18 protein-coding genes and 1 pseudogene are annotated in these 24,186 nt (G+C 42.8%); 8 read left to right on the forward strand and 11 right to left on the reverse strand.

The annotated features are described in order from the left end of the window. The 4 genes and pseudogenes from FQ082_RS08300 to FQ082_RS08315 form a co-directional block, all read left to right on the forward strand. Positions 1-107 (forward strand): annotated as a pseudogene (locus tag FQ082_RS08300) (IS1595 family transposase); the annotation flags it as partial. A 207-nt stretch (positions 108-314) separates the two neighbouring features. Then, complete coding sequence (locus FQ082_RS08305; RefSeq protein ID WP_149492748.1) at positions 315-2,117, forward strand: ShlB/FhaC/HecB family hemolysin secretion/activation protein; 1,803 nt, start codon at positions 315-317, stop codon at positions 2,115-2,117. Between the two features lie 79 nt (positions 2,118-2,196). Next, positions 2,197-10,314: a hemagglutinin repeat-containing protein gene (locus FQ082_RS08310; RefSeq protein ID WP_149492749.1), complete on the forward strand. Its 8,118-nt coding sequence runs from the start codon at positions 2,197-2,199 to the stop codon at positions 10,312-10,314. Further along, a complete protein-coding gene (locus FQ082_RS08315) occupies positions 10,314-10,682 on the forward strand; it encodes a hypothetical protein (protein WP_149492750.1) in 369 nt (122 codons plus the stop codon). Before FQ082_RS08310 ends, FQ082_RS08315 begins: the two co-directional genes overlap by 1 nt. A gap of 52 nt (positions 10,683-10,734) precedes the next feature. Here the strand turns inward: FQ082_RS08315 and FQ082_RS08320 are convergent, their stop codons facing one another. Beyond that, the gene (locus FQ082_RS08320; RefSeq protein WP_149492751.1) at positions 10,735-11,283 is read right to left on the reverse strand and encodes an RNA 2'-phosphotransferase; all 549 of its coding nucleotides are present in this window, start codon (positions 11,281-11,283) and stop codon (positions 10,735-10,737) included. A gap of 114 nt (positions 11,284-11,397) precedes the next feature. On the opposite strand from FQ082_RS08320, the gene FQ082_RS13075 reads away from it, so the two are divergent. Then, positions 11,398-11,541 carry a hypothetical protein gene (locus FQ082_RS13075; RefSeq protein ID WP_223145351.1) on the forward strand — a complete coding sequence of 48 codons (144 nt, stop codon included), beginning with the start codon at positions 11,398-11,400 and terminating at the stop codon, positions 11,539-11,541. 662 nt (positions 11,542-12,203) lie between these two features. Here FQ082_RS13075 and FQ082_RS08325 read toward each other — a convergent pair. From FQ082_RS08325 to FQ082_RS08355, 7 genes are all read right to left on the reverse strand, one after another. Continuing rightward, a complete protein-coding gene (locus tag FQ082_RS08325; RefSeq protein WP_020443003.1) occupies positions 12,204-12,689 on the reverse strand; it encodes a DUF305 domain-containing protein in 486 nt (161 codons plus the stop codon). Positions 12,690-12,716: 27 nt separating this feature from the next. After that, complete coding sequence (locus FQ082_RS08330) at positions 12,717-13,796, reverse strand: copper resistance protein B (RefSeq protein ID WP_149492752.1); 1,080 nt, start codon at positions 13,794-13,796, stop codon at positions 12,717-12,719. A 31-nt stretch (positions 13,797-13,827) separates the two neighbouring features. Beyond that, a complete protein-coding gene (locus tag FQ082_RS08335) occupies positions 13,828-15,534 on the reverse strand; it encodes a copper resistance system multicopper oxidase (protein ID WP_149492753.1) in 1,707 nt (568 codons plus the stop codon). 152 nt (positions 15,535-15,686) lie between these two features. Then, positions 15,687-16,325, reverse strand: coding sequence for a DUF411 domain-containing protein (locus tag FQ082_RS08340; RefSeq protein WP_041772227.1), 639 nt, complete (start codon positions 16,323-16,325; stop codon positions 15,687-15,689). Positions 16,326-16,481: 156 nt separating this feature from the next. Beyond that, positions 16,482-17,102, reverse strand: coding sequence for a c-type cytochrome (locus FQ082_RS08345; protein WP_149492754.1), 621 nt, complete (start codon positions 17,100-17,102; stop codon positions 16,482-16,484). A 78-nt stretch (positions 17,103-17,180) separates the two neighbouring features. Next, positions 17,181-17,453, reverse strand: coding sequence for a hypothetical protein (locus tag FQ082_RS08350; protein ID WP_020443008.1), 273 nt, complete (start codon positions 17,451-17,453; stop codon positions 17,181-17,183). A 158-nt stretch (positions 17,454-17,611) separates the two neighbouring features. Further along, positions 17,612-17,896, reverse strand: a complete 285-nt coding sequence (locus tag FQ082_RS08355; protein WP_149410012.1) for a hypothetical protein — start codon at positions 17,894-17,896, stop codon at positions 17,612-17,614. Between the two features lie 325 nt (positions 17,897-18,221). Here FQ082_RS08355 and FQ082_RS08360 point away from each other — a divergent pair, with 325 nt between their 5' ends. The 3 genes from FQ082_RS08360 (at position 18,222) to FQ082_RS08370 (ending at position 21,778) form a co-directional block, all read left to right on the forward strand. Further along, the gene (locus FQ082_RS08360; protein ID WP_149492755.1) at positions 18,222-18,938 is read left to right on the forward strand and encodes a heavy metal response regulator transcription factor; all 717 of its coding nucleotides are present in this window, start codon (positions 18,222-18,224) and stop codon (positions 18,936-18,938) included. Between the two features lies 1 nt (position 18,939). Beyond that, the gene (locus tag FQ082_RS08365) at positions 18,940-20,427 is read left to right on the forward strand and encodes an ATP-binding protein (RefSeq protein ID WP_149492756.1); all 1,488 of its coding nucleotides are present in this window, start codon (positions 18,940-18,942) and stop codon (positions 20,425-20,427) included. Positions 20,428-21,007: 580 nt separating this feature from the next. Next, a complete protein-coding gene (locus tag FQ082_RS08370; protein WP_149492757.1) occupies positions 21,008-21,778 on the forward strand; it encodes a DUF5020 family protein in 771 nt (256 codons plus the stop codon). A gap of 165 nt (positions 21,779-21,943) precedes the next feature. Here the strand turns inward: FQ082_RS08370 and modB are convergent, their stop codons facing one another. The 3 genes from modB to FQ082_RS08385 form a co-directional block, all read right to left on the reverse strand. Beyond that, positions 21,944-22,645, reverse strand: a complete 702-nt coding sequence (gene modB / locus FQ082_RS08375) for a molybdate ABC transporter permease subunit (protein ID WP_149492758.1) — start codon at positions 22,643-22,645, stop codon at positions 21,944-21,946. A 220-nt stretch (positions 22,646-22,865) separates the two neighbouring features. Further along, entirely contained in the window at positions 22,866-23,693 is an 828-nt protein-coding gene (gene modA / locus FQ082_RS08380; protein ID WP_149492759.1) for a molybdate ABC transporter substrate-binding protein, read from the reverse strand. Further along, positions 23,686-24,177: a molybdenum cofactor biosynthesis protein MoaE gene (locus FQ082_RS08385; protein WP_149492760.1), complete on the reverse strand. Its 492-nt coding sequence runs from the start codon at positions 24,175-24,177 to the stop codon at positions 23,686-23,688. Before FQ082_RS08385 ends, modA begins: the two co-directional genes overlap by 8 nt. Positions 24,178-24,186: the final 9 nt, after the last annotated feature.

The following is a 24,186-nucleotide window of genomic DNA, read 5'->3' on the forward strand; positions in this document are numbered from 1 at the left end:
TTGATAAAAAGAACTTCCCTCTATTTTTAAAAGAGTGTGAGTTTAGATTCAATTATGGCGCACCGTCTAATCAGCTTAAAACGTTGAGAAAATGGTGTGATATTTAATCCTTATCTACTACAGCCCCTAAATCTTTATAGGAACAAGCTTTGTATGGATAAGCTTATTCCTATAGAAAAGTATCCATCAACATAAAACAAGCACTCAAAAGTATGTTAAAAACAATGAAGTAGGTATTAATAGACAATGAAAAAAAAGCTTGCAATGAGATGCCATCAATAGCATAATTTTTTCACTATAAAAATGGTGGACTTATGTATACAAGTATTTTTATTCAGAATAGAGCAGGGCATGGGTGGCAGTTTTTATCGATCAGTGTGACGGGTATTTTGATGAGCATGGCCGCTCAGGCTATCACGCCTGAGCAATACCAAGAGCAGCGTAGCGAAGCCTTAAAGCAACAACAGCTCATTAATCCCAATGTCACGATCGATACCAACGTCTTTAAGCCTGCGCCTTCAGCCTCCATCATACCTTCTGCTTCTCAGAGTACTGACCCAGCTTCTCTTCCCTGTTTTGATATCAATAACATTTATCTAACCGGCGAGCTGAGCGAGAAGTTCACTTTTGCACTGACGCCTTATACGATGGGCAAGTCCTCCTTACTTGGCAGCTGTTTATCGGTCAATGACATCAATCAGCTGGTCACCAACGTTCAAAACCGCATTATCGAAAAAGGCTACGTGACCACTCGCGTCTTGGTACAAAACCAAAACCTTAAATCTGGCAATCTATTCCTCACCCTCATTCCTGGACGTATCGATCAGATAACGGCGGTCGATATTAAAGCCAGTCGTCCTATTTATGTCGATAGCCGCCTCAATAGTGGGGGCAACCCTGCCAACTTCGCACCTGCCATGCCAATGCGCTCCGGTGATTTATTAAACGTTCGTGATATTGAACAAGCGCTTGAGAACTTTAAGCGTGTGCCTACGGCCGATGCAGATTTCTCTATTGCGCCAAGTAGCCGTATGAGCACGCCGGGCTATAGTGATATTGCAGTCAAGTGGCAGCAAGACAAGCGCTGGCGCTTATCTGCCTCTGTTGATGACTCAGGTCAAGAGAGCACGGGTATCTATCAAGGTAATGTGACTTTTTCACTAGACAACCCGACTTGGCATAACGATTTGTTGTACCTCTCTTATAACCATGATCTTGATGGTGGTAATGACAAGAATGATGGCAGTTGGGGCTATAACGTCGGGTATGTATTGCCCATTGATAATACCCAACTGACCCTGACGCACAGCGGCTACAACTATGATCAGACGGTTGCCGGTGCCAATCAGGATTATATTTATAGTGGTGAGTCTTATAATACGGAAGCGTTAGTTAGCCATTTGGTCCACCGCGACAATCATAGTAAAACCTATCTAAAAGCAGGTGGTTATGCCAAGCAGCAAAACAACTATATCGATGATACCGAAGTTGAAGTGCAGCGTCGCCGCACGGCAGGTTATAAAGCAGGTATTGGTTACGAGACCATCATTGGTAAAACCCAATGGATAGGTGATGTGATCTATCAGCGTGGTACCGCTGCCTTTAATGCCATCAGTCCGCCTGAAGCCTTATTTAATGAAGGCAGTGCGCGTGCCGGTATTGTTAAAGTCGGTGTTGATGTGGATCGACCAATTAGACTTGCTGATACAGCGCTCAATTACCATGCAGCGTTTAAAGGGCAATATGCGACAGAGGCATTGACACCCAATGAGCGCTTTAGCATTGGTGGTCGCTATAGCGTACGAGGCTTTGATGGCGAGCGTAGCTTAAGTGGCGATCATGGTGCGCTATTAAGACAAGAGCTCAGTGCCTATCTAGGAGATAAGCCGCATGCGGTTTATGCTGGTATTGATGCTGGTTATGTGAAGCTCGACAATGCTGCGCAAGATGATCTGCTGCTCGGCAATCACTTGGTTGGCGGCGTCGTTGGAATTAAAGGCTATGTCACGCCGATTAGAACCAGCTATGACTTATTTGCTGGTTATCCTTTAGCTCAGCCCGATAACTTTAGTGATAAAGAGTGGGTAACGGGCTTTAGCTTGGGTTGGCAGTATTAAGACTCGCCTCTAAGCGCTATCAAATTTCTTAGCTCAAAAAATATTTGTCATAAACAATGCTATACCTAAGGACATCATTATGAACAGTGGTTGCTACCGAGTTATCTTTAATAAAGCCCGTGGTATGCTCATGGTGGTGTCAGAGGCAGCACGCTCTCAAGGTAAAACAGGTAATCCTGCTAATGGCGGTAGTAAAATAAGCCAAGTAGCAGGCGCTTCGCAAACGGCTGCTCAAACAAATAGTACCTATCAAGGCGGTCAGCTTGTAGCGCTGCGCTCACATGTATTATTGGCGTTAGGGCTTGCCACCATCGTTGCTAGCAGCGTCAGTATCAGTCATAGCGCTTATGCTGATGCCACGAGTATTGTCGCTGATCGTAACGCTGCTGCCAATCAACAAGCAACCATATTAAAGTCTTCAAACGGCACCACTCAAGTGAATATTCAAGCCCCAAGCGCGGCTGGCGTCTCACGCAACGTCTTTAGTCAGTTTGATGTGGGTGCTGATGGTGCTATCTTAAATAACAGTCGCACCAATGCTCAGACGCAGCTTGCTGGTTGGGTTGAGGGTAATCCGTATCTGGCTCGCGGTGAAGCCCGCGTTATTCTAAATGAGGTCAATTCAAGCGATCCAAGTCGCTTGAGCGGCTACACAGAAATTGCAGGCGGACGAGCTGAGCTGGTGATTGCCAATCCTGCTGGTATCAGTTGTGCCGGTTGCGGGTTTATTAACGCCTCGCGTACGACATTGACCACCGGTAATGCTTTGATGGATCAAGGCAAGCTCACTGGCTTTGATGTGTCAGGTGGTAAGGTTCGTATAGACGGTGATGGTTTGGATACTAGCGGCTCTGACTACACGCAGATTATAGCTAAGACCTCTGAGATTAATGCCGCTGTCTACGCTAAGAATTTAGATGTCATCACTGGCAGCAATAAAGTCAGTTATGAGGCTGATGCTCAAGACACTGTCATCACTTCAGCGAATAGTAATGCTAGCAACACTACAACCGGTGTGGCGCTTGATGTGTCGGCACTTGGGGCGATGTATGCAGGAAAAATCCGTCTGATTGGTACCGATAAAGGCATGGGTGTGACCAATGCGGGTAGCATCATTGCAAGCTCTGGTGGCTTACAGTTAGACAATGATGGTAATTTGATCAACTCAGGGAGCCTGATTGCCAATCAAGGTAAGGTTGATATCGCGACTAAAGGTTTCAGCGTTGATAATTCAGGAACGATTGCAAGTAGCCGTGATACCGCCACGCTAAATAGCAGTACCTTAAATAACAGCGGCGTGATAAGTAGCCGAGGCACCTTAAGCTTGCAGCAAACAGGCACTATCGATAACTCAGGTGAGATCGCCACTGGTAGCTTTGATGTAAAAGCTAACGCTCTAAATAATAGCGGTAAATTATTGCAAACTGGCAGTGGTCAACTGGCAATTGATACTAGCGCTTTAGTTAATCAACAAGGCGGCATTATCGGTCAAGATTTATATGCTGACGCCAGCATTCCGCCTACTGTCATTCCTACTAAAAAGCCACCAACGACTGCGACTAATGGCAGAAGTGTGGGTGTAGATAACAACGATACGACGCAGCCATCTGAGCCCAATCCTGTACCACTACCTGTTATCTCCCGTGATGGCAGTATCAGTACCAGTAATGTCACTAACACTGGTAGTATTTATAGTAATGGTAAAATTAACATCGCTACCGACACTGTGGTTAACCAAGGCAAATCCAGCTTAGCCGTCAGTCGCTTAGATATTGCTAATAACGGCAGTCTAACCAATAACGGTAGCCGTTTGCAGCTTGAAAACATTGACTGGCAGTTGGCAAACTTTGATAACAGTAATAGTCAGATTACAGCGGCTAATACTATCGCTATTACTTCTGTTGATCAGATTAATAATACTAAAGGTACTATCGAGGCTGTCGGTAATATTAAGCTTAACGCACAAAGCATGCTAGATAATACCAGTGGTTTAATACGCTCTAATGGCACCATAACGACGCAAAGCTCAGCGTTTGATAACACTGAAGGAGAGCTTAGCAGTCAAGGGGATATCACTCTTGATAGCCGTGGTAACTTGACCAATAATAAAGGTCGTATCCAAAGCGATAAAAATCTAACGATTAATGCCAAAAGCTTTAGCAATACTGATGGCACTATCATCGGTGTACAACGTGCTGATATTAGTGTCACTGACGACATCACTATCAATAGTAGTAACAATAATATTCAAGGCAAGACTCTTGCCTTAACGAGCCAAGGCAATTTTACTAATAGTAGCAAACTAGTGGCTCAAGACGCGCTCACTATTAAGGCCAATAGCATCGATAATACCATTGGGGGTGAGCTGATCAGTAATGGCACTACTGAGCTGAGTGCAAAAACTGATATTAATAATCGCGGATTAATCAACGGCTCAAACACCCACTTAGATGCTGGCAGTACTGTCAATAATTATAGTGGTGGTCGTATCTATGGTGATCAGGTCGCAATAGCGGCTAACATGCTCAATAATACTCCGGACGCCATTACTAATACTGATAACTCAAATCCTGCGCCTGTCATCGCAGCCCGCAATCGCTTAGATATCGGCGTCACTACCCTAAACAATAATCCCAATCAGGCGCGCGCTGGTAAGTTTAATGCAGACTTCAATGATCAAGCTCGTCTGCTTAGTAATGGAGAGCTGCATATCGGCGGCAGCTTAGATGCTAATCATCAAACTATAGGCCGTGCGACTACGGTAACCAACAAAGGCGCTTCTATCGAGTCTGTCGGTGATATGACGATCAGCACAGATCTGCTGAATAACGTCAATGCTGACTTTAGAAAAGAGGCGTTCCCTGTTGGTGAAGTTGAGAATAAAGAACAGTTTGCAGCAGGAGGCGATGATGCACGAGCGTATGACCCAGATATAGATGGGCGTAAGTATGACGCGGCAGAGGTAGAGCTACGCGATGATAAAAAGCTTGATAATGAAGATCTTTACGTTATCGCAACCAATCAGCCATTAGGTGCAAGCGGTGGCGAAAATTTCTACATTTTTAATTTCAATCAGCGCATCACCGAAGACAGAACGGTCGTCTCAGACCCCTCTAGAATCATTTCAGGTGGCGTGATTACCTTGCAAGGGAATCAGCTTAACAATGATAAAAGTCAGCTTGGACTCGGTGAAGGGTTTGTAGTCACTGGTGATAGCGTTACCAATGTAGGCGAATCAGATCTACAAGGCTTTAAGATCAAATATATTGAAGACGGTAACGTGATTTACCGGCATGTCGAATCTTCAGGACTAACAGGTAGCAAACATAAAATTGTAAAAGACAACTTAGGTGCTTATGTTCAAGCCCCTGAGAAATTAGAGTCTTATCAGTTGCCGATCTTAGAGCAGGACTTAGATAAAGTCGTGATCGCTCATGATATAACAGACAACGATAACCAACAGATCATCCAAACGCCAACCGATGAGATTCGCAGCAGTGATAGTGCGCCCACGCTACCCAACAGTAGCTTATACGGCGTCAACCCTGACAGCGATGCGGATTATCTGATCGAGACCGATCCTGCTTTTGCTAACTATAAAAACTGGCTATCATCAAGCTACATGTTAGATAGACTTAAGCTCGATCCTAACATCACTCAAAAGCGCTTGGGTGATGGCTACTATGAGCAGCAGTATATTCGTGATCAGATTATGATGCTAACGGGTCGCTACTATCTAGGTGACTACCGTAATCAAGACACGCAGTACCAAGGCCTGATGGATGCAGGGGTTACTACTGCCCAAACGCTAAATCTACGTCCGGGAATAGCCTTAACAGATGCTCAAGTCGCCACCCTCACCACCGATATCGTTTGGCTAGTACAGCAGAATATTACCCTTGCTGATGGTAGTATTCAAAAGGTACTCGTACCCAAAGTCTATACCCGTCAAGCCGTTGGTCAAATCGATGGCACAGGCAACCTAATCGCTGCTAATAATATCGACATGCAGCTTACGGGCGATCTGAGCAACCAAGGCAGTATTGTCGGTCATAAAAAGGTTAAGATTAACGTCAGCAATCTGACTAATCAAAATGGCGGCCTTATTGCAGGTGACTATGTTCAAATAGGTACGCTTAACGACTTAAATAACCTTGGTGGCACCTTGCAAGCGGACAACGCCATGCAGCTTAACGTCGGTGGCGACCTGAATAACAAGAGTCTCACTTACAGCACCGAATCTGTTAAAGGTGCTAGCAACGCAACACGCACAGATATTGCGCAAATTGCCAGTATCTATGTTGGCGATGGCCTCAAAGGTCAGGTGGACGCCAATAGTAATGCCCTAACTACCTTTGTCGCTAATGTCGGCGGCAATACCACCTTTGCCGCTGGCCGTCTTGATAATTTAGGCGGTAGTAGCGTTATAAACACTACAGGGGATGTCAACCTTAATGCTGTCAATGTGGGCTACCAATCCAACAGTATTGGTGATGCCAATAACTACTATAAGCAAGGTGAATCCTTAGATATAGGCAGTCAAATCACGGGTAGTGATGACATTATCATCAAAGCTGGTAATAACATCACCGGCACCGCCACACAAATCAACAGCGATACTGGCACCATTGGAGTCATCGCAGGCAATGACATCACCTTCGTTGAAGGTCGCTACTCACAAAACTTAAGCACCGCCGTCAAAACGGTTGATAAAGGAGTCTTTAGCACCACTAAGACTCAAGACCGTTTTGACTCTCAAAGCGATAACTCTGTCACCAGCAACATTGAAGGCAATCAAATTGCTATTCAAGCCGGTAATAACATCAGTCTAACCGGTACTAACGCCATCAGCGATAAAGGCACCAGTCTCACTGCTGGTAGCAACATCGACATTCTAGCCGCGCAAAACACCTCAAGTGAAAGCACCTTTAGTCAAACTAAAAAGTCAGGATTATTTGGTGCCGATGGTGCCGATGGTGGCATGGGCTTTACCATTGGCAAACAGCAAAACGATGACAGCAATGCCAGCACTACACTAACCCACACCGCAAGCAATGTCGGTGCCATCGACGGCAACGTCATTATTAGTGCAGGTGGTAAGTATCAGCAGACTGGCAGCAATATCATTGCAGGTATGGGTGCTGATAGTGATAAAGACATCAGCCCTACGGATCGTGGCAACACCGTCATCCGTGCAAAAACGATCAACATCGATAGTGTCAAAGACGTCTATACCAATCAAAGCGAAACCAAGTTCAAGCAAAGCGGACTTACCGTCTCAGTCTCTAACAGTCTTGTTGACAGTGCCAAAAGCATTGACAGCTTAATCGACGCTGGAGGCAACACCGACAACGTACGCATGAAAGGCATGGCAGGTGTTGCTGGTGCGCTAAAGGTCAAAGCCCTTGCTAAAGAAGCTAACAAAGCCGCACAAGGACTACTTACTGGCGGTGTCAATGCACAAAGCCTTAAAGGCCTTGGCAACACCCGCATTCAAGCCACTGTAGGCACTCAAAAGAGTCAATCTAACAGCTCAAGCTACACTGAGAAAAACCAAGCGTCTAACATCACCACCAACAACTTAGCACTGATCGCCACAGGCGCAGGCACTGATAGCGATATTAACGTCAATGGCAGTAACCTGAATGTCACTAATGATGCCCTCTTTAAAGCCGATAATGACTTTAACCTAAACGGCGTCGCGCAAAACAGCAAAACTCGTAGCACCAAATCTAGCTCAAGTATGGCTATTGGCGGTTATATGGACAGCAGTGGCTCAGGCGGTATCACTGCCAGTGCTAGCAAAGGCAAAGGGTATGCCAACAGCGACTCAGTGACTTATGCCAACACTCAAGTCAACGTTGGTGGCACGACTACCTTTGATATTGCTAACGACGTCAACGGCAAAGGCGTTGTCTTTAACACTGATAAAGTTCAAGGCATTATCCGTGGCAATGTCAACATGGAATCGCCACAAGACACTTATACCTATGACAGCAATCAAAAGAGCGCAGGCTTTAACCTTGATGTTGACATCATGGGTAACGGTAAAGGCTCAAGTTTCTCAGCCAATGGCGCTAAGACCAATATCACTGCCGACTCTAAGATGGTAGCCCAGCAAACAGGCTTCTTCGCCAATGAAGCCGATCTAGTCGTTGAAGGCAAAGGCACCTTTACAGGAGCCGTGTTCCTGACCTCAGAGGAAGCACAAGCTAAGGGAAAAAGTAACATTGTCTTCAAGCAAGGCGTCACCTCAACCGACATCATAAACACCACAAGCTATCAAGGTGATGCGATCTCTGTTGGCCTCAGTGTTGGTAAAATCAAAGATAAACCACAAGCGACGATGAATGGTCTCGGCTATGGCAGTGACGGCGATAGCAACAGTAGTATTACTAAAGGCGGCGTCAGTGGCTATAACGACGAGCAAGGCATATTCACGATGGACAACCGCGAAGCACTTGCTGGTAAGCTTGAGAGTGTGTTTGATGCCAATCGTGTCACTGAGGAGCTGGGGGCGCAGACGCAGATTACTAAAGAGTTCGGCAAGGAAGCGCCGAAGGCCGTTGGAGACTTTGCCAATAATCGTATCAAAGCGATTATAGCTGACACGACTCTCAGCAATGCAGAGAAAAATGCAGCTATTGCCAAATGGGATGAAGGCGGAATCTATCGTGTCGCTGCTCATACGGCGCTTGGTGCATTAGGTACAGGTAGTGTCGAGGGTGCATTAACCACAGGTGGTGTTGCAGCAGCTGCGCCAACGCTCAATGATGTGCAAGCTAAAGTAGTTAAAGCGCTCATTGATAAAGGCATGAGTGCGGACATTGCCGAAGGCACTGCAAGCGGTGTGATTAGTTTAACTTTATTAGGTGTTGGTAGTGCTGCTGGACTTGATACGTCGAGTACAGTGATCGCTACTAATGTGGATGCGAACAATAGGCAGCTGCATCCGAGTGAAATCCAATTTATTTTAGATAAAGACCGTGTCAAGCGCTTTGCAGATAAATATGGTCTAACGGAGGAGGAAGCTAAGCAGTTGTTATCTTTGAATGCTGCTGCTATGTATGACTATAACTGGATGATGGCAGTGGATGAAATCGGTGCTGCAAATCCAGCTGTCAGAGTATTTCTTAAACAAGAGGCCAAAAATGCAGGATATTCTCAACTTTTCAACTCTGAATACATTACAAAAGAAGAGTTGTCTAATCCTTTCATAAACTTAAAAACGACCTTTGATGCTTATAGTGAGGGAGACAAGCATGTAGAGGACTATATAAACAACGTAGCTATTCCTGTCGATGACTATCTAGCACAGCAACTGTATAAACAGGGCCAAAAAGCTGGTTATGCAAGTGCAGGCGAAGGCGCAAATATAGCAACTGATCTAGGAACTATTTTCGAAGGTTTAAAGCAAGCGCCTAGCTATATTTATGAATCCGCTACAAATAATGAGGTCGGACCCATTGACTCTGCCAAAATGAAGATGTACTACGATAGACTTTTAAGATTACAAGGCAATTATTATGATGCTGGATTTACTTCTGAAAAGGAGTTTGCTGAAGCGCAACGTTTATATTGGGCAGGTGAAATGCTTGGTGCAGCAGGTGGCGCTGCTACTGGTCAGGTTGTAAGATTAACAGGTAAAGTAGGTGATGGAATTGTTAAGCTGCATACGCCTTCGAACGCTATTAACGTACCTAATAATAATCAAACAGGTGTGGTTGGAAACTTATCAAATATTGATAAAACCGGCGACTATGTTTTACCAACTGGAAGACAAAGTCTAGACCCAACTATAACTTCTTTTTCTCAAAAGACAGTGAGTTATCAAAAACCTGGTAAAGATTATAACTATGATACGATATTGGCAGATATGAAAACTAATAATGCATGGATAGGCGATCCAGTAGATGTCGTAAATATGCCTGATGGCGCACCAACTAGTGTTGATAATACTCGAATTCTTGCTGCGCGAGAAGCTGGCGTTAAAGTGGAAGCTAACGTTCACAACTATTCTGATCCTATACCGCTTGAAAGAGCAGAAAATTTGATATTTGAAGGTAAAGTTCCTAGTACATGGGGCGAAGCTATTGAGCTCAGAGTTAAAAAGCAAGCAACACAAAGAGGAGTATCTAAGGAATGGCCGGATACTTTCCCGAATGGCAGTATTTATGATCCAGAGGTTATGAAATAATGATCAAACAAGAAAGCTTTAGACCTTATCCAGTAGAGATTTTGCCAGCAGGATTCATTTATCCTGCTCGTTATCTACAATTAGCAAACTGCACTAACACGGTACAGTCTGATGAATATTTTCAATGGTGGTTCTTAGATTCTATAACTGAGGGAGCCAAGCTATCATATAGTCTTAGAAACAATAAAATTAAGGATTTTAACTTAATTCCATTCGCTCAAAACAGTGATTGGATGGCTTACTTTGATGGCGACGATTGTTCAGCTGATCCAAGAGTAATAGTAGTTGATCTTACTCATTTGCCTTCATTTATGATATTCGAGAATTTTGATGAATGGCTTGCTAAAGCTGAGCAGGATTACTGGTAATAAACTCCTCAGATTAATATTTTTAGAAAAGCGGGTAGTATGCCGAATTATCTTATTTGTTAATGGCAATATAATCTGATGGAACGGTGGAAGTAAGCCAAACGTTATTTTCCGCCTGATAAAATTTATAACCATTTTCTTGCATCTTGCGACTATCGATATTTAATACAACAGGTTTGCCGTAGCGCATACCTGTTTTTATTGCTGTGTCATAATCTTCTGTTAAATGGACATATTGCCTTTCTTTTGGTAAAAGCCCTTCATCGTTGATTTTCTCGATAAAACGTTGCGCCGTACCATGAAGAAGGCTTACAGGAGGAATGGCTTCTTCTAGTTTTAAGTCAATTTTCTTTAACGAGTGACCCTGTACTGCTCTAACAAACTGACGATCGTCCGAGATCGAAAAACGTCCTTTCTTATCATTCTCTACGATAGAGTAGATTTGCTCTAAAGTGATGTTGTTACCTGATGAATTGGTCAATTGAACCAATTTATTAATATTAGCCCATCCTTCACTATCAAGTATTAAACCTATAGACTCAGGCTTATGTCGCAAAATATAGCTTAAAAATTTACTCGTTTCGATATTGTTTTTTTTCATAATATGTCTCAAGGGAAGTATTTAGTATCTATTTTATCATTTTTAAGAAAGTAAGTTAGAAGTGTTCAAGGCTCAACATAGCGTTGGCTAAAAAACGACCAACATAACAAAAGAATGGCGGGCAGTATCAATGCGGGCAGCATAAAAGGCGTAGGCAACACCCGCATCCAAGCGACCATTGGCAGCCAAAAGAATCAGTCTAATAGCTCAAGCTATACTGAGGTCAACAAAGCCTCAAGTATTAATACTAACAACTGATGCCCGTCGCTAATCCCATACAGTTAAACTTGAAAGATTTTTATCACACCGCTTAACAGTAAGTCAAACCACATCTAGTTCAGCGATCAGTAGTCCTTCGCTAACAATGAAACACTGGGATACGATTTTTGGAGGGATTAAGGGGGTATATTAAGGCGCTTTTAGCAATACCGATCTGAAATAAATGTATAAAATATATACTTAAATAAATTAAAAAAGTATAAATTTTATACTTTGTAAGTGACCAAAATTAGTATATCTGACTTGATAAACAACATTAAATGACGCTAAACGTCATTTAGATAATTTCTTATTAACTCTTTATGCATAAGCGTTTGTAGGTTAAAGCACTTTAATACACATCAATGAAATATGGTGGTTCTAGCCTGTCACGCCGGGGGTCGCGGGTTCGAGTCCCGTCCGCTGCGCCATATTTAAAACGAATTTAGACTTTCGAGTTTAAGCAAGTTTCGCCTCAAACATTAGATTGTTTGAGGTTTTTTTGTGCCTGAATTTCTCTTTAAACCCTTTATTTTTATGAACTTGCCATTTTATTTTTTGTCACTTTTCTTGAAGCAGCTTACTCTCTAATAAAAAAATACCTGCATGAATGCAGGTATTTTTTTATTAGAGAGCTTTATAATATTTACATACCTCATTGTCTATTCCAGCTCTTCGATCAGCGCTTGCATCTCAGCGATTTCACGCTTTTGCGCTTTAATAATATCGTCAGCGAGCTGTTGCACTCTAGGATCTTCGATATCTGCTCTTGAGCTGGTCAAAATAGCAATCGAGTGATGTGGTATCATCGCTTGCATCCAATCGACTTGATCGACAGTTGCTTGAGAGCGCACGCCCCATATCCCAACGGCAAACATCAACACACTTAGTCCATAAACCATCAAATTAACTTTGGTTTTTTTGTACATATTACCCATAAAGGCGAGCATAATGACCGCCATACCCGCACCCATGTAGAGCGCCATATAAGCTCGGGTTTCGCTAAAGTAGATGTGATCCCACTCATAGGTATTGAAATACATCATGATGTACATCACAATCGTAGACGTCACTATCATCAGGGTGAACTTGATATAAGGGTTCATGCCCTGTTGATGATTCATGTTGTTTTGATCTGAAGCATTCATAGTATATCTCCTATTACATTAATAATATTAGAACCAGAATTTAACCCCCGCAGTCAAACTACTGCTATCAACTGATTCATTATGTTGACGACGCTGATCTCGAGCACTACCAAGCGCTGTCTCATAACTCACACCCACATAAGGCGCAAGTTGGCGACTGAATGTCTCATAAGTGAGCCTCACTTCAGCATCCATCTCGTTAAAACCTTTGGTAATATGATTGTCGCTGTCTTTTTTACTAAAGGCTGTTAGTCCTACTTCCGGTATCACAACCCAGTGCTGGCTCAAACGCCACTCGTATTCTGCGCCAAGGTCCAATCGAACTTGTCCATCAGAATACAGATAAGCTCTGGCATCGGTTTCAATAAAATAAGGCATAGTACCGACAATACCCGCCATAATGGCAGGTTTGTCATTTTCGGTATCATAAGCAACACCGGCCTCGCCATTCCAGAAGATACTTAGCGGCTTCCAGTAAGATAGTGAGGTCAGACTATCAATTTCTTTATCACCTTCGGTCTGAATACTACCTTCGCTGCGTAAAGAGAGGCGGCGCTCATCTACGCCATACCAAGCACCAACCTCATAATTAATCTGATCGTCGTTAAACTGATAACCTAAATCATCTACAGAAACACCCCATAATGGCATATCACCCATCATCATAGGCTTACCATACTGTCCATAGGGAACGCCGTTTGAGTAGTCGGAACTTCGTGCATCAGCTGGCGCCTTACCACCTTGCATACCCGACATGTCCATGCCACTGTGATCCATACCTGACATATCCATACCGCTATGGTCCATATCCGACATATCCATACCGCTATGGTCCATATCCGACATATCCATACCGCTATGATCCATATCCGACATATCCATACCAGACATGTCCATACCGCTATGATCCATATCTGACATATCCATGCCGCTGTGATCCATATCTGACATGTCCATACCTGACATATCCATACTACTATGATCCATGCCTGGCATCATCATGTCTTTTTTAGCAGTGGACGGGTCAGCAGCATTAGCAAATGATGATGCCAGCAGTACCAATGATGATGCCCCAGCGAACCGTAAACCTACTTTATGTATTTTCATCTCATCTCTCACCTATCAATCAAAGATTTGCTTAAATGACCGCCACTTCTCTAAACATACCAGCTTCCATGTGATAGAGCAGATGACAATGCCATGCCCATCGACCAGCTTCACCTGTGACATCAAAGCTGATTTTTTGTGCCGGCTGCACCATAATAGTATGCTTGCGCACCTGAAACTCGCCGTTAGGCATGCGCAAATCGCTCCACATGCCGTGTAAATGCATCGGATGGTTCATCATCGTGTCATTGACTAAGGTAATACGCACGCGCTCACCCGGCTTAATATTAACCGGTGTCGCTTCACTAAACTTAACCCCATCAAACGCCCAGATATAGCGCTCCATGTTACCGGTTAAATGTAGCTCGATCTCTCGGGTAGGCTTGCGCTGCTCTGCAAATATTGCCTCATCGACAGAGCGCAGCTGGCTATAGTTCAGCACCTTTCTATCAATGTTACGCAGGTTAATACCTGGATCATCAAGGTTCATACGTGGACTGTCCACACGCATGTCAGATTTGAAGTCATACTCAGTTTTGGCATGCTTGGCTTTATAACCATCAGCACCCATAGCGCCCATCATATCTGCCATGGTGAGCCATTCGATTTTGTCCATAGCAGGCGTTGCTGCACGAGCGCCTTCTTTGGTGGCAAGCGTCGCAGCGACATAGCCTGAGCGATCTATGTTTTGGGCAAATATGGTATGGGCATCTTTGGTTGGGGTGACAATGACATCATAGGTCTCAGCCACGCCAATACGAAAATCATCAATCGCAACGGGTGCGACATCAATACCATCGGTTGCCACCACAGTCATTTTGAGACCGGGTATGCGCACATCAAAGATGGTTTGCGCTGAAGCATTGATAAAGCGTAATTTAACGCGCTGTCCTGCCTTGACGATTTGTGCCCAATTAGCCGCGGTGGTTTTGCCATTTATAAGGTAGGTGAAGGTGTTTTCGCCCGACAAGTCAGTAAAATCAGTGGGCATCATGCGCATCTGATTCCACATTTTGCGTTTATCAAACGCAGTTTTCATATCCGTTTCAGCGATATCAGACAGTAGCTTCTTGAAGTCTGGCAGATGATAGTTGTCAAAGTCGGCGCGCTGTTTGAGTAGCTTCAAGAGATTATGCGGGTTGCGGCTGGTCCAATCACTGAGCACGATCACGTGGTCTTCATCGATAGGATGACGCTCACGCCCTTTAGGTTCAATCACAATGGCACCTAGCATGCCGGTTTGTTCTTGGAACCCACTGTGTGAGTGATACCAATAGGTGCCTGATTGTTTTAATTTGAATTTATAAGTAAAGGTGCTGTTTGCAGGAATCCCATCAAAGCTAATACCCGGCACCCCATCCATCTCAAACGGCACCAGCAATCCATGCCAATGGATAGAGGTTGATTCATCCATCTGATTATGAACACGTATCACCACCGTATCGCCCTCAACCATCTTTAGCGTCGGTGCTGGCAGTGAATTATTGATGAGCGTTGCCATGCTCTTTTTACCGTTGACAATAGCGGACTGTTTACTGACGTATAAGTCAAACTCTTTACCGGTCAATATAGGCACTTTATGAGTGTTTTGGTCACTATTGATAGTAGCGCTCTGACTGCCCGAACGACTTGAGTGTCCCAATGCACTACTGGCAATGGTCGGTATCAAGGAGGCGCCAAGGACAGCGGAGGATCCAGTTAAAAAACGTCGGCGGTTCAATATGTTCTGTTTATTCATAATGATGACCTAATTTAATTTGAGAGATGGTGGTTAAGCTTATGGTTATAATATTTAACGATACGTCAATTACGATTGGGAATCTTATTAAGCCGCTTTTAATGCTACTCACATTCAATTTATCCAGATCTCAGCCAAAACAACCATCAAAATTATAGTTGCTGCTGAGGAGAATCAATAGCGGCATAAACTTCTGTGGTGCCGTCTTTATTAAGCTGCATTACTTTATAAGGCATGAATTTATCTTGATACTCCATACCGGGGCTGCCAACTGGCATACTAGGTACGGCAAGACCAATGGCTTGTATAGGAGGATTTTCTAAGAACTGAGCCATGTGTTTAGCAGGGACATGTCCTTCAAAGACGAAACCGTCGGTAGTAACGGTGGTATGGCAAGAGCGCATTTGCTGTGGTACGCCATAGCGATCCTTGAATAAAGAGACATCTGCCACATCTTGCGCGGTTGCACTTAATCCATTGTCTTTTGCATAGCCTACCCATTCTTTACAGCAGCCACAGTTGGCATCTTTATAGACGGTCGCTGAGACGTTTTTGAGTAATGATGACGGGTCGATTGCAGGAGCATCTGCCGGAGCCGAACTTTCGTTTTGTACTTGTGCATTCTGAGTAGCAGACTGTTCAACCTTTACTGGTTGAGAATCAGGGACACTGGTAGTAGATTGGCTACAAGCGGCTAGTGTAAGGGGTAGTGCTGATACCGCCATCAATAAAAGGACACGACCGGATAACCAGTGATGTCCATTAGAAAACCCGTGTATGTAATGTCTCATCAAATCACCTTTAAGTGTCTATTATTATGCTCGATACTCTAAAAACCGGACCCTATATTTGTGGTCTTAACTAAAAACGTTAAATGCAGCACCGTACAGTACTGCATTGTTAATAACGATAACGTTTAATGATGATGCTTCTATATACAGACAGGGTTAATGCTGCATTCCAGAACCATCTTCCGACATCTCCATACCCATACCATCATCCGACATATTCATATCACCATCAAATGACATGTCCATCATATCGTCATCTATCCGAGTGGTTAGCATTGTGTACTGAGCTTCATCTAATTCAGGTAGCGATCTGATAAAAGCGACCATTGCCCACATTCTATCGTCATCATGGGAGGCGCCCCATGCAGGCATTCCCGAAGCCATAATGCCATGTTTGATGGCCCAAAAGCTTTGCTTTGCACCATCCTCAGTTTGATAACGTTTGACGATATCAGCCTTGGTAAAGTTGGGTGGCTTTGGATATAAGCTTTCGCTAAAGTCAGTTTGTACCACTCCCGGAGACAAGTGACAGCCTGCACACATATCCTTATAGTCCGCGCCACCAGAGCTGATCATGTCAGCCTTCTCTAAGTCTGGTACCACAATATCTTTACTGGCAGTTTGTATAGAACGATTGCGCGCAGTTTCTAAAAAGCTATACATCATTGGGCTATGCTCTTGGTCTGCACCCACGTTGACAATACCACTGTTGACAACCGTAAACATCCCAACGATTGCCACAAACAAAGTAAAGAGCACACCCAATAAAAACTTCATATATTTTCCTAAAAACTTATTTCCGTTAATTTCTCTCTGCTATTAGAGAGGAGCTGTGAGTTAACAGAGCTGAAATTTTTAAGATTTACTGTCAGTAGTCACACAATGTTTTTGGTACATTTGCTTCATTTTGCTCATATTGGCCATCATGGCTTTCATAGCAGGGTCATTCATGTCCATCTTGCTATGATCCATTTTTCCCATCATTTGCATATGCTTTTGCATTTTTTCACAGTTCATTTGATCTTTTTCAGCATGCATTTTAGGGTCATGCGCTAGAGCTGAGGTTGATACAACAAGAGCGATGGCAGTAATGGCGATTGATTTAGTCAGTGCTTTAAATTGCGACATAATTAATTCCTATTGATTGGATTAAGAGCTATTGAGGGTAAAGCAGTTAGACCAGCCTCAATGATACATTACTCATTCTGACTGGCACATGATATTAAGATTACAATATTGTCATCTTCACATATTGGGATTTCAATATCCCAAGTAATCTTTTAGTATTACTTCTCGCTATTGTAATTTTTCACAAAATATTTTTCAGATTGCAAGTGTTGATCCTGATGCTGAACCTGACACGCGACTCTCGCATCGACATAACCTTTCATTTGCGCGCTAGAAATTTGTGCATCGTTATGATCTGCGTTCTTTGCAAAACTAGTAACCGCATCACAACTACTAAGAATAGAAGCATCTAAGTTCGTGGTGTGAGCATTGGCCGCTGACATACCAACCAACATTGATACTGAAAGTAAAGCTGCTTTTTTTAATGTACTATATTTTTTCATTTAAAACCCTTTGAATTCAAATAATAAATCATTTAAGTAAGATAATTGCCTAACTCATAGAAGCGTTCTATATCAGAGACAAGCTTCTATGTGGCGTTGATTTAGAATACTAAATAGAGGCTGACAGCGAGATGACACGGACATGACGTTTTTGTTAGAAACAAAACAATACTGTCATCTGCTTGTCATTACAACCAAATGTCATTATCCGCTTTTATCCATAGAGCGCTGTTATAACAAGGACTTTTGATAAATATATAGATGATAATCTAACAACGTTAGTGATACGCTGTTGACAAATATAATGATATGAAGGTAGGCGACGATGAAAGTACTGTTAGTAGAAGATGAGCAAAAACTTGGAGAATATATTAAGAAAGGCTTAACTGAGGCCGGCTTCATCGTGGATCATTATATGACTGGTCTAGATGGCTATCATGCGCTAATGACTGAAGAATTTAGTGTGGTGCTGATGGATGTGATGCTACCTGACGTCAGTGGCTTTGAGCTGATACAGCGCTACCGTGCCGCTGGAAAGCATACGCCTGTTTTATTTTTAACCGCTAAAGATGATTTAAGCGATCGAATCAAAGGTATTGAAATTGGTGGCGATGATTATCTGACTAAGCCTTTTGCTTTTGCTGAGCTGATTGTTAGAATAAAAAGTTTGCTGCGACGTGCCAACCAATCGGACTATAAAAGCACAGTCATCCATACCGCTGATCTAAAAATGGATATTGCCAAACGCACTGTATATAGAGGAGACACCCTTATCAAACTGACTGCCAAAGAGTTTGCTTTATTACAGTTTTTCCTAGAACGTCAAGGTGAAGTACTGCCACGTACTGTGATTGCCTCGCAAGTATGGGATATAAATTTTGACAGCGATACCAATGTCATTGACGTAGCTATCAGACGTCTACGAATCAAAATCGATGATGGTTTTGACACCAAGCTGATTCACACAGTACGCGGTATGGGCTACAGGTTAGAGCCGCTGGCTGTAGGCGTGGGTGACGATGACAAAGATGATCCAAAATAAAATGAGATATAAATTTAAGAATCGACGTTGGCCGCTGTTATGGCGCACTGTTTTTTTACTGACCATATTTGTTGTCATCTCTCAAGTCATTATTTATATATGGGTTCAGCGCTCTGTTAACGAGCACTTTGAGCAAATGGACTCAGAGATCATTACTCATGCCGCGTTTAATTTGCGCAAACGTATGGTTGCCTTGGGCGAGGAAGTAGAGCCATTAACCGCTTCAAAGTCCCAATCACTCATTGATGACAATCACCTGCATTCTTCTTGGCTAGATTATGATTTAAAAACACTAATATCAGATAAAAATGGCAAATTATTATCCAGCGATCCCAGTAATTTCATCTATGATTTACCGACCGACTTTAGCTTGTTACAACTACGGCAGGACTATCGCGATCAGCAGTTTATGATCAAAATTAATAGTAGACATTATCGAGCGATGGTCATTGCAAACCACGAGGCTTTAGCGCTTATTGCGCTGCCTATCGATGTTCATCATCAGTATCTTATACATTTTAATCGCCAGCTGAGCTTGATACTGATCGCGATCACACTATTACTGGTGTCAATTGCCGCATTAAGTGTCTATTGGGGATTTGCGCCACTCGCTACTATCGTCCAAAAGATGAAGGGTATTAATCCTGAGCAGTTACATGAAAGGGTGGTGGTCAGTAATATGCCCTTAGAGCTACGACCGTTGGCTGAGTCTTATAACTTAATGATGGAAAAGCTAGAAAGTAATTTTGAATCGTTATCACGCTTTTCAGATAATATTGCCCATGAGCTACGTACTCCGCTGGCGACGCTTGGCACTCAAACCCAAGTGATGTTAAGTAAGCCTCGAGCGAGCCATGAATATGTTGAGCAGCTGCACCATCAGCATGACACCCTTGAGCAGTTATCTACGCTGATTAATAATATGCTGCTGCTAGCAAAGACACAAAAAGGGCTGTCTGACTCACAGCTCAATCAGATTGATACCGAGTCAATGTTCACTAAGCTTATTGATTACTATGAGCTAATCGCAGAAGATCGGAATATCTCTTTTGAAAAGACGGGCAACTTCCAAGCTGTGCTAGGAGATGAAAGCTTATTACAAAGACTGTTCGCCAATCTCATGTCAAATGCCATTTATTATGCTGCTAGTGACAGTGTGATCATTATTGAAGCCTCTAGTATTGAGATCCCGACTGTGCCTCATACTGTCACGAGTGATAAGCAAGATATGAGGTCATCTATATTAAATCCTGCATCTTTCAAAGTAGTAATCACCAATCGATTGGATCAACCATTGACTCAAGTAGAGGCTGATAAACTGTTTGAGCGCTTTTACCGTCATGATAAAACGAATACGATGCATTCGGGAACAGGCTTAGGCTTATCTATCGTGCAAGCTATCGCCAATGCCCATAATGGCAAGGTCAGTATTACTATAAAAGATGACTCTTACTTTCAAGTCAATGTTGAGTTGATGATGGCTAGATAAAGAAGTATCAAATAAGAAAATTCGAGCTTCTCGTCCCACGTAGCCAAATAATTAAGACTGTATTTAGATGTTATTGTTTAAGCAAATGTCGCCTCGATTATTTACATAATTGAGGCTTTTTTCTGTTTAAAAATTCTCCAAGTATTTCAGCAGCAGATTATTGACCATAGTAACAATATTTCTTCCTCCTTTACAAAATTAATATTCCTGACCATTTAGTCAGTTATTTTAATAAAATCATAAACTTAGATGATATCAATAACTTAGAGTACGTTTTTTACTGATATTTGGGGCTAAAATGCAGTTGTCAGCCCTTATAAAACATGCTTAACTGCTTCAAAGTGTTAATAATTACTGCCAAAATTGGGATTACTGAAATAAGTTATTAAGAAAATTTTTGTAGTTTTAGCAGCATTGATGCTTGTTTTGATGACGTTTTATTTTTATTGAAAGCTAATAGCCTTTTTCCCTCTAGCAGTACGGGTGCGTTTTAACAGGAAGTTAAACCCCGTTTATAGCCATGATATCCATGATGGCAATGTTGCTAGGCACCAACGACTGTAAATAAAGGAATACTACTGTGCGTGATCATTCATTTATAAGCCTATCCTCAATCACTAATAAGCTAAGCTATGCGCTTGTTGCCATTGCTGCTTTAGGCGCTATGAGCAGCGCTCAAGCAAAAGTGCTCTTCACTGATACCAGTATCTCAGCGCTTTACGGTACTGATTATGAGCTAGTGCCTCAAGAAACCTTAACCACCGTTACTTTAGAGCATGCCTCGACCCATACATGGGGTGGTGTATTTTTCTTTGTCGATCGCCATCAAGGTAAAGAAAATGCAGCAGGTAAAGAGTTTAAGGAAACCTATGGTGAGCTTGCGCCCAAACTTAAGCTGGCAAAGTTTGATAACAGCTTTATCAAACAAGTCAATTTAGCGGGGCAGTACGAGTTTGGCTCAAACAGTAACGGTTTTAGTCAAGATAACTATCTGGTAGGTGTTGGCGCGGATTTAAATGTCCCTATTCCGGGTATGAAATATGCATCGGCATCGTTATATCATGCGTTTAATGATAAGGACAATGCTGATGATCAACAGATTACCTTAACCTATGGCTGGGAGAAAAATAACTTTGTCATAGATGGTTATGTTGACTATGCATTTAACAGCGAAGATGATTCTGTGAAAGATAATATCCATATCAATCCGCAATTAAAATACAACTTACAAGAAGTGTTGGGTATTGATAACCGCTTAGAAGTCGGTATGGAATATAGCTACTGGAAGAATAAATTTGGTAGTGACAAAACGCAGAATGCCGCGAGCGCTTTAGTGAAGTTCCATTTTTAAACAGTTATGAATTTTTAAATATGATTAATAACGCCCTCATGCTAACTTTATCGGTTGGATGAGGGGTTTTTTGTTGTGTATGCAAGAAAATCGAAAGTCAGATAGGCTTAAGAAGAAAATAAAGATGCTAAAAAACCGCATAAATTTTAAATTTGACTCATGCGCTTATGGGCGCTGATAGAGTCGACTGACACTTGCAATCAGCGCCACCATGACCATACCCATTATGATAAGAATAGCAGACATCATGTGTGCTGCCTCGTAATTCAATGCTTCTACTTGCTCATAGATAGCAATGGAAACCACTTTGGTTTCACCCGAAATACTGCCACCAATCATCAGTACCACGCCAAACTCGCCAATGGTATGCGCAAAGCTGATTAAGCTGCCAAGGATGATACCGATACGAGCTTGCGGTAATGCTACCCGTATAAAGCGTCTGAAACGGCTAGGTTCCAGTAAGCTTGCAACCTCCATGACACTGGTTGGAATGCGTAAAAATTGCGCATAGACAGGCTGAACAAAAAAAGGCAACGAGTAAATAATAGAGCCAATGACCAGTCCTTCAAAGGTAAAGACAAAGGCGCTGATATTGTATTGCAACAGCCACTTACCGATACCAAAATTGGGGCTTAACAGTAATAATAAATAGAAACCAATTACTGTAGGCGGTAAGACCAGCGGCATCGCAATCACGCCCATGAGCATAATTTTGATGCGCCCAGCGATACGGCTGCGGCTGGGCTTCGCCAGCCAATAGGCGAATGGAGTTGCGAACACCAGCAAGCATAAGGTAGTGACACCAGCAAGCTTGATGCTCACCCACACAGGAAGCAGCATATCTGAGATAAGAGCAGGAGACATCATAACGTTACTGTTTATTTACCTTTTATCTAATAGCTCGCTTATAGCATGTTATATAGAGCATCAATTATAAAGTACCACTTATCACATCCTTTTTTTCAAACATCATGATAAGAAAACACATTTATAGCGATATTTAAAGCCATATGATAAGCGTGCTCACTGATAAAAGAAAGTATAAAACGGCTAGGATGGCTTTTTATTCATAGCGGCTATAGATAAATTACCGAACTGCTAAATAACCAGCTCTAGAGAAATAAGCTTGTCCTGTAGGAGAACGTAGATAATCTGTGAAATCTGCTGCATTTGCTTCATTAGTAATCAGTATGCCGTCTTGTAAGATAGCAGGATAAGATGTTGATGGTAAGAGGTAGAAATGCTCAGGTGTTGCTTTCATTGCTATGACTTGTGAGTGCGCAACAAAGCCATAGTCGACACTACCAGTATGGGCATATTGGAACGCTTGACCGATATTTTCCGCTTGGATAAGACGTTTTTGTCCTATTAGCGCCTCATATAGATTTTGCGTTTGTAGATAGGATTTTGCAGATGCACCATAAGGCGCAAGCTCAGGATTGGCAATGGTGATTTTGCTCTTATCATTGCTATTAAGTAGCTCAGTCAATGTGTTTTGATCGAATACACCGACAGCTTTGGTGGCACTATAAATGGACAGTTGCCCTTGGGTATAAGTAAAAGGCGTATGATTTGCAGCACCTTTAAAAACCTCATTTAGCAGCTGCGCGGGGAAGTCTTGGTTGGCTGCTAAAAAGATATCATATGGTGCACCTGAGATAATTTGAGAATAAAGCTTACCTGATGAGGCAAAAGTGACTTCTATTTCTTGGTCAGGTAAACCCTTATCAGTTTTGTAGCCCTCGATAACTTCAGGCAATACGTCCGATAAATTGGCAGCTGCAGCGATACGGAGTATTTGACTTGGCTCAGTGGTATTGTTGATCTCAGCTGGCAAGTCAGTACCTTTTTCTTTAGTACAAGCCGTTAGCATCAAGGCTAAGCTCAGTGCTGACACTGTTATATTCTTACCCATTATTGCTAAGCCATTTAGAAGAGTCGTCTTGATAATATTCTTGCTTCCAAACAGGAATGTCCGCTTTTATCGTATCTAATATCCAGCGGCAGGCATCAAAAGCAGGATAACGATGGGCAGAAACCACGCCAACCCAAACCGCCACATCACCAATCTCTAAAGCCCCGATGCGATGAATGGCAATAGCGTGAGTAATTTCAAAGCGCTTTTTGGCTTCTTCGATAATGGCACGCCCTTGATTGAGTGCAAGTTCCTCGTAGCCATAGTAGGTTAAGCGGTTGACGCTACTGGCATTATTGTGATTACGTACACGACCTTCAAAGCATACGAAAGCGCCGCAACTGTCATCATCAAGGGTTTTCTTTAGTCGATTTTCATCAATGTCTGAATCTAGTAGCGCAAAGCCATCACGTTCAGCGATGAGATAAGCCTCATCGATGCTACGCTTAATGCTCATCGACTGCCCATGTACTTGGTATGCCATATATTGTCT

Origin of the sequence: Psychrobacter sp. ANT_H56B (genome assembly GCF_008369245.1) — a bacterium.
Taxonomy (GTDB): Bacteria; Pseudomonadota; Gammaproteobacteria; order Pseudomonadales; family Moraxellaceae; genus Psychrobacter; species Psychrobacter cryohalolentis.

What these genes read in the sequence shown, in the direction of transcription:
- FQ082_RS08310 (WP_149492749.1), top strand. Translation starts at nt 2,197, where the DNA reads ATGAACAGTGGTTGCTACCGAGTTATCTTTAATAAAGCCCGTGGTATG.
- FQ082_RS08360 (WP_149492755.1), top strand. Translation starts at nt 18,222, where the DNA reads ATGAAAGTACTGTTAGTAGAAGATGAGCAAAAACTTGGAGAATATATT.
- FQ082_RS08350 (WP_020443008.1), bottom strand. Translation starts at nt 17,453, where the DNA reads ATGTCGCAATTTAAAGCACTGACTAAATCAATCGCCATTACTGCCATC.
- FQ082_RS08305 (WP_149492748.1), top strand. Translation starts at nt 315, where the DNA reads ATGTATACAAGTATTTTTATTCAGAATAGAGCAGGGCATGGGTGGCAG.
- FQ082_RS08345 (WP_149492754.1), bottom strand. Translation starts at nt 17,102, where the DNA reads ATGAAGTTTTTATTGGGTGTGCTCTTTACTTTGTTTGTGGCAATCGTT.
- FQ082_RS08330 (WP_149492752.1), bottom strand. Translation starts at nt 13,796, where the DNA reads ATGAAAATACATAAAGTAGGTTTACGGTTCGCTGGGGCATCATCATTG.
- FQ082_RS13075 (WP_223145351.1), top strand. Translation starts at nt 11,398, where the DNA reads ATGGCGGGCAGTATCAATGCGGGCAGCATAAAAGGCGTAGGCAACACC.
- FQ082_RS08365 (WP_149492756.1), top strand. Translation starts at nt 18,940, where the DNA reads ATGAGATATAAATTTAAGAATCGACGTTGGCCGCTGTTATGGCGCACT.
- FQ082_RS08315 (WP_149492750.1), top strand. Translation starts at nt 10,314, where the DNA reads ATGATCAAACAAGAAAGCTTTAGACCTTATCCAGTAGAGATTTTGCCA.
- modA (WP_149492759.1), bottom strand. Translation starts at nt 23,693, where the DNA reads ATGGGTAAGAATATAACAGTGTCAGCACTGAGCTTAGCCTTGATGCTA.
- modB (WP_149492758.1), bottom strand. Translation starts at nt 22,645, where the DNA reads ATGATGTCTCCTGCTCTTATCTCAGATATGCTGCTTCCTGTGTGGGTG.
- FQ082_RS08335 (WP_149492753.1), bottom strand. Translation starts at nt 15,534, where the DNA reads ATGAATAAACAGAACATATTGAACCGCCGACGTTTTTTAACTGGATCC.
- FQ082_RS08355 (WP_149410012.1), bottom strand. Translation starts at nt 17,896, where the DNA reads ATGAAAAAATATAGTACATTAAAAAAAGCAGCTTTACTTTCAGTATCA.
- FQ082_RS08325 (WP_020443003.1), bottom strand. Translation starts at nt 12,689, where the DNA reads ATGAATGCTTCAGATCAAAACAACATGAATCATCAACAGGGCATGAAC.
- FQ082_RS08385 (WP_149492760.1), bottom strand. Translation starts at nt 24,177, where the DNA reads ATGGCATACCAAGTACATGGGCAGTCGATGAGCATTAAGCGTAGCATC.
- FQ082_RS08320 (WP_149492751.1), bottom strand. Translation starts at nt 11,283, where the DNA reads ATGAAAAAAAACAATATCGAAACGAGTAAATTTTTAAGCTATATTTTG.
- FQ082_RS08340 (WP_041772227.1), bottom strand. Translation starts at nt 16,325, where the DNA reads ATGAGACATTACATACACGGGTTTTCTAATGGACATCACTGGTTATCC.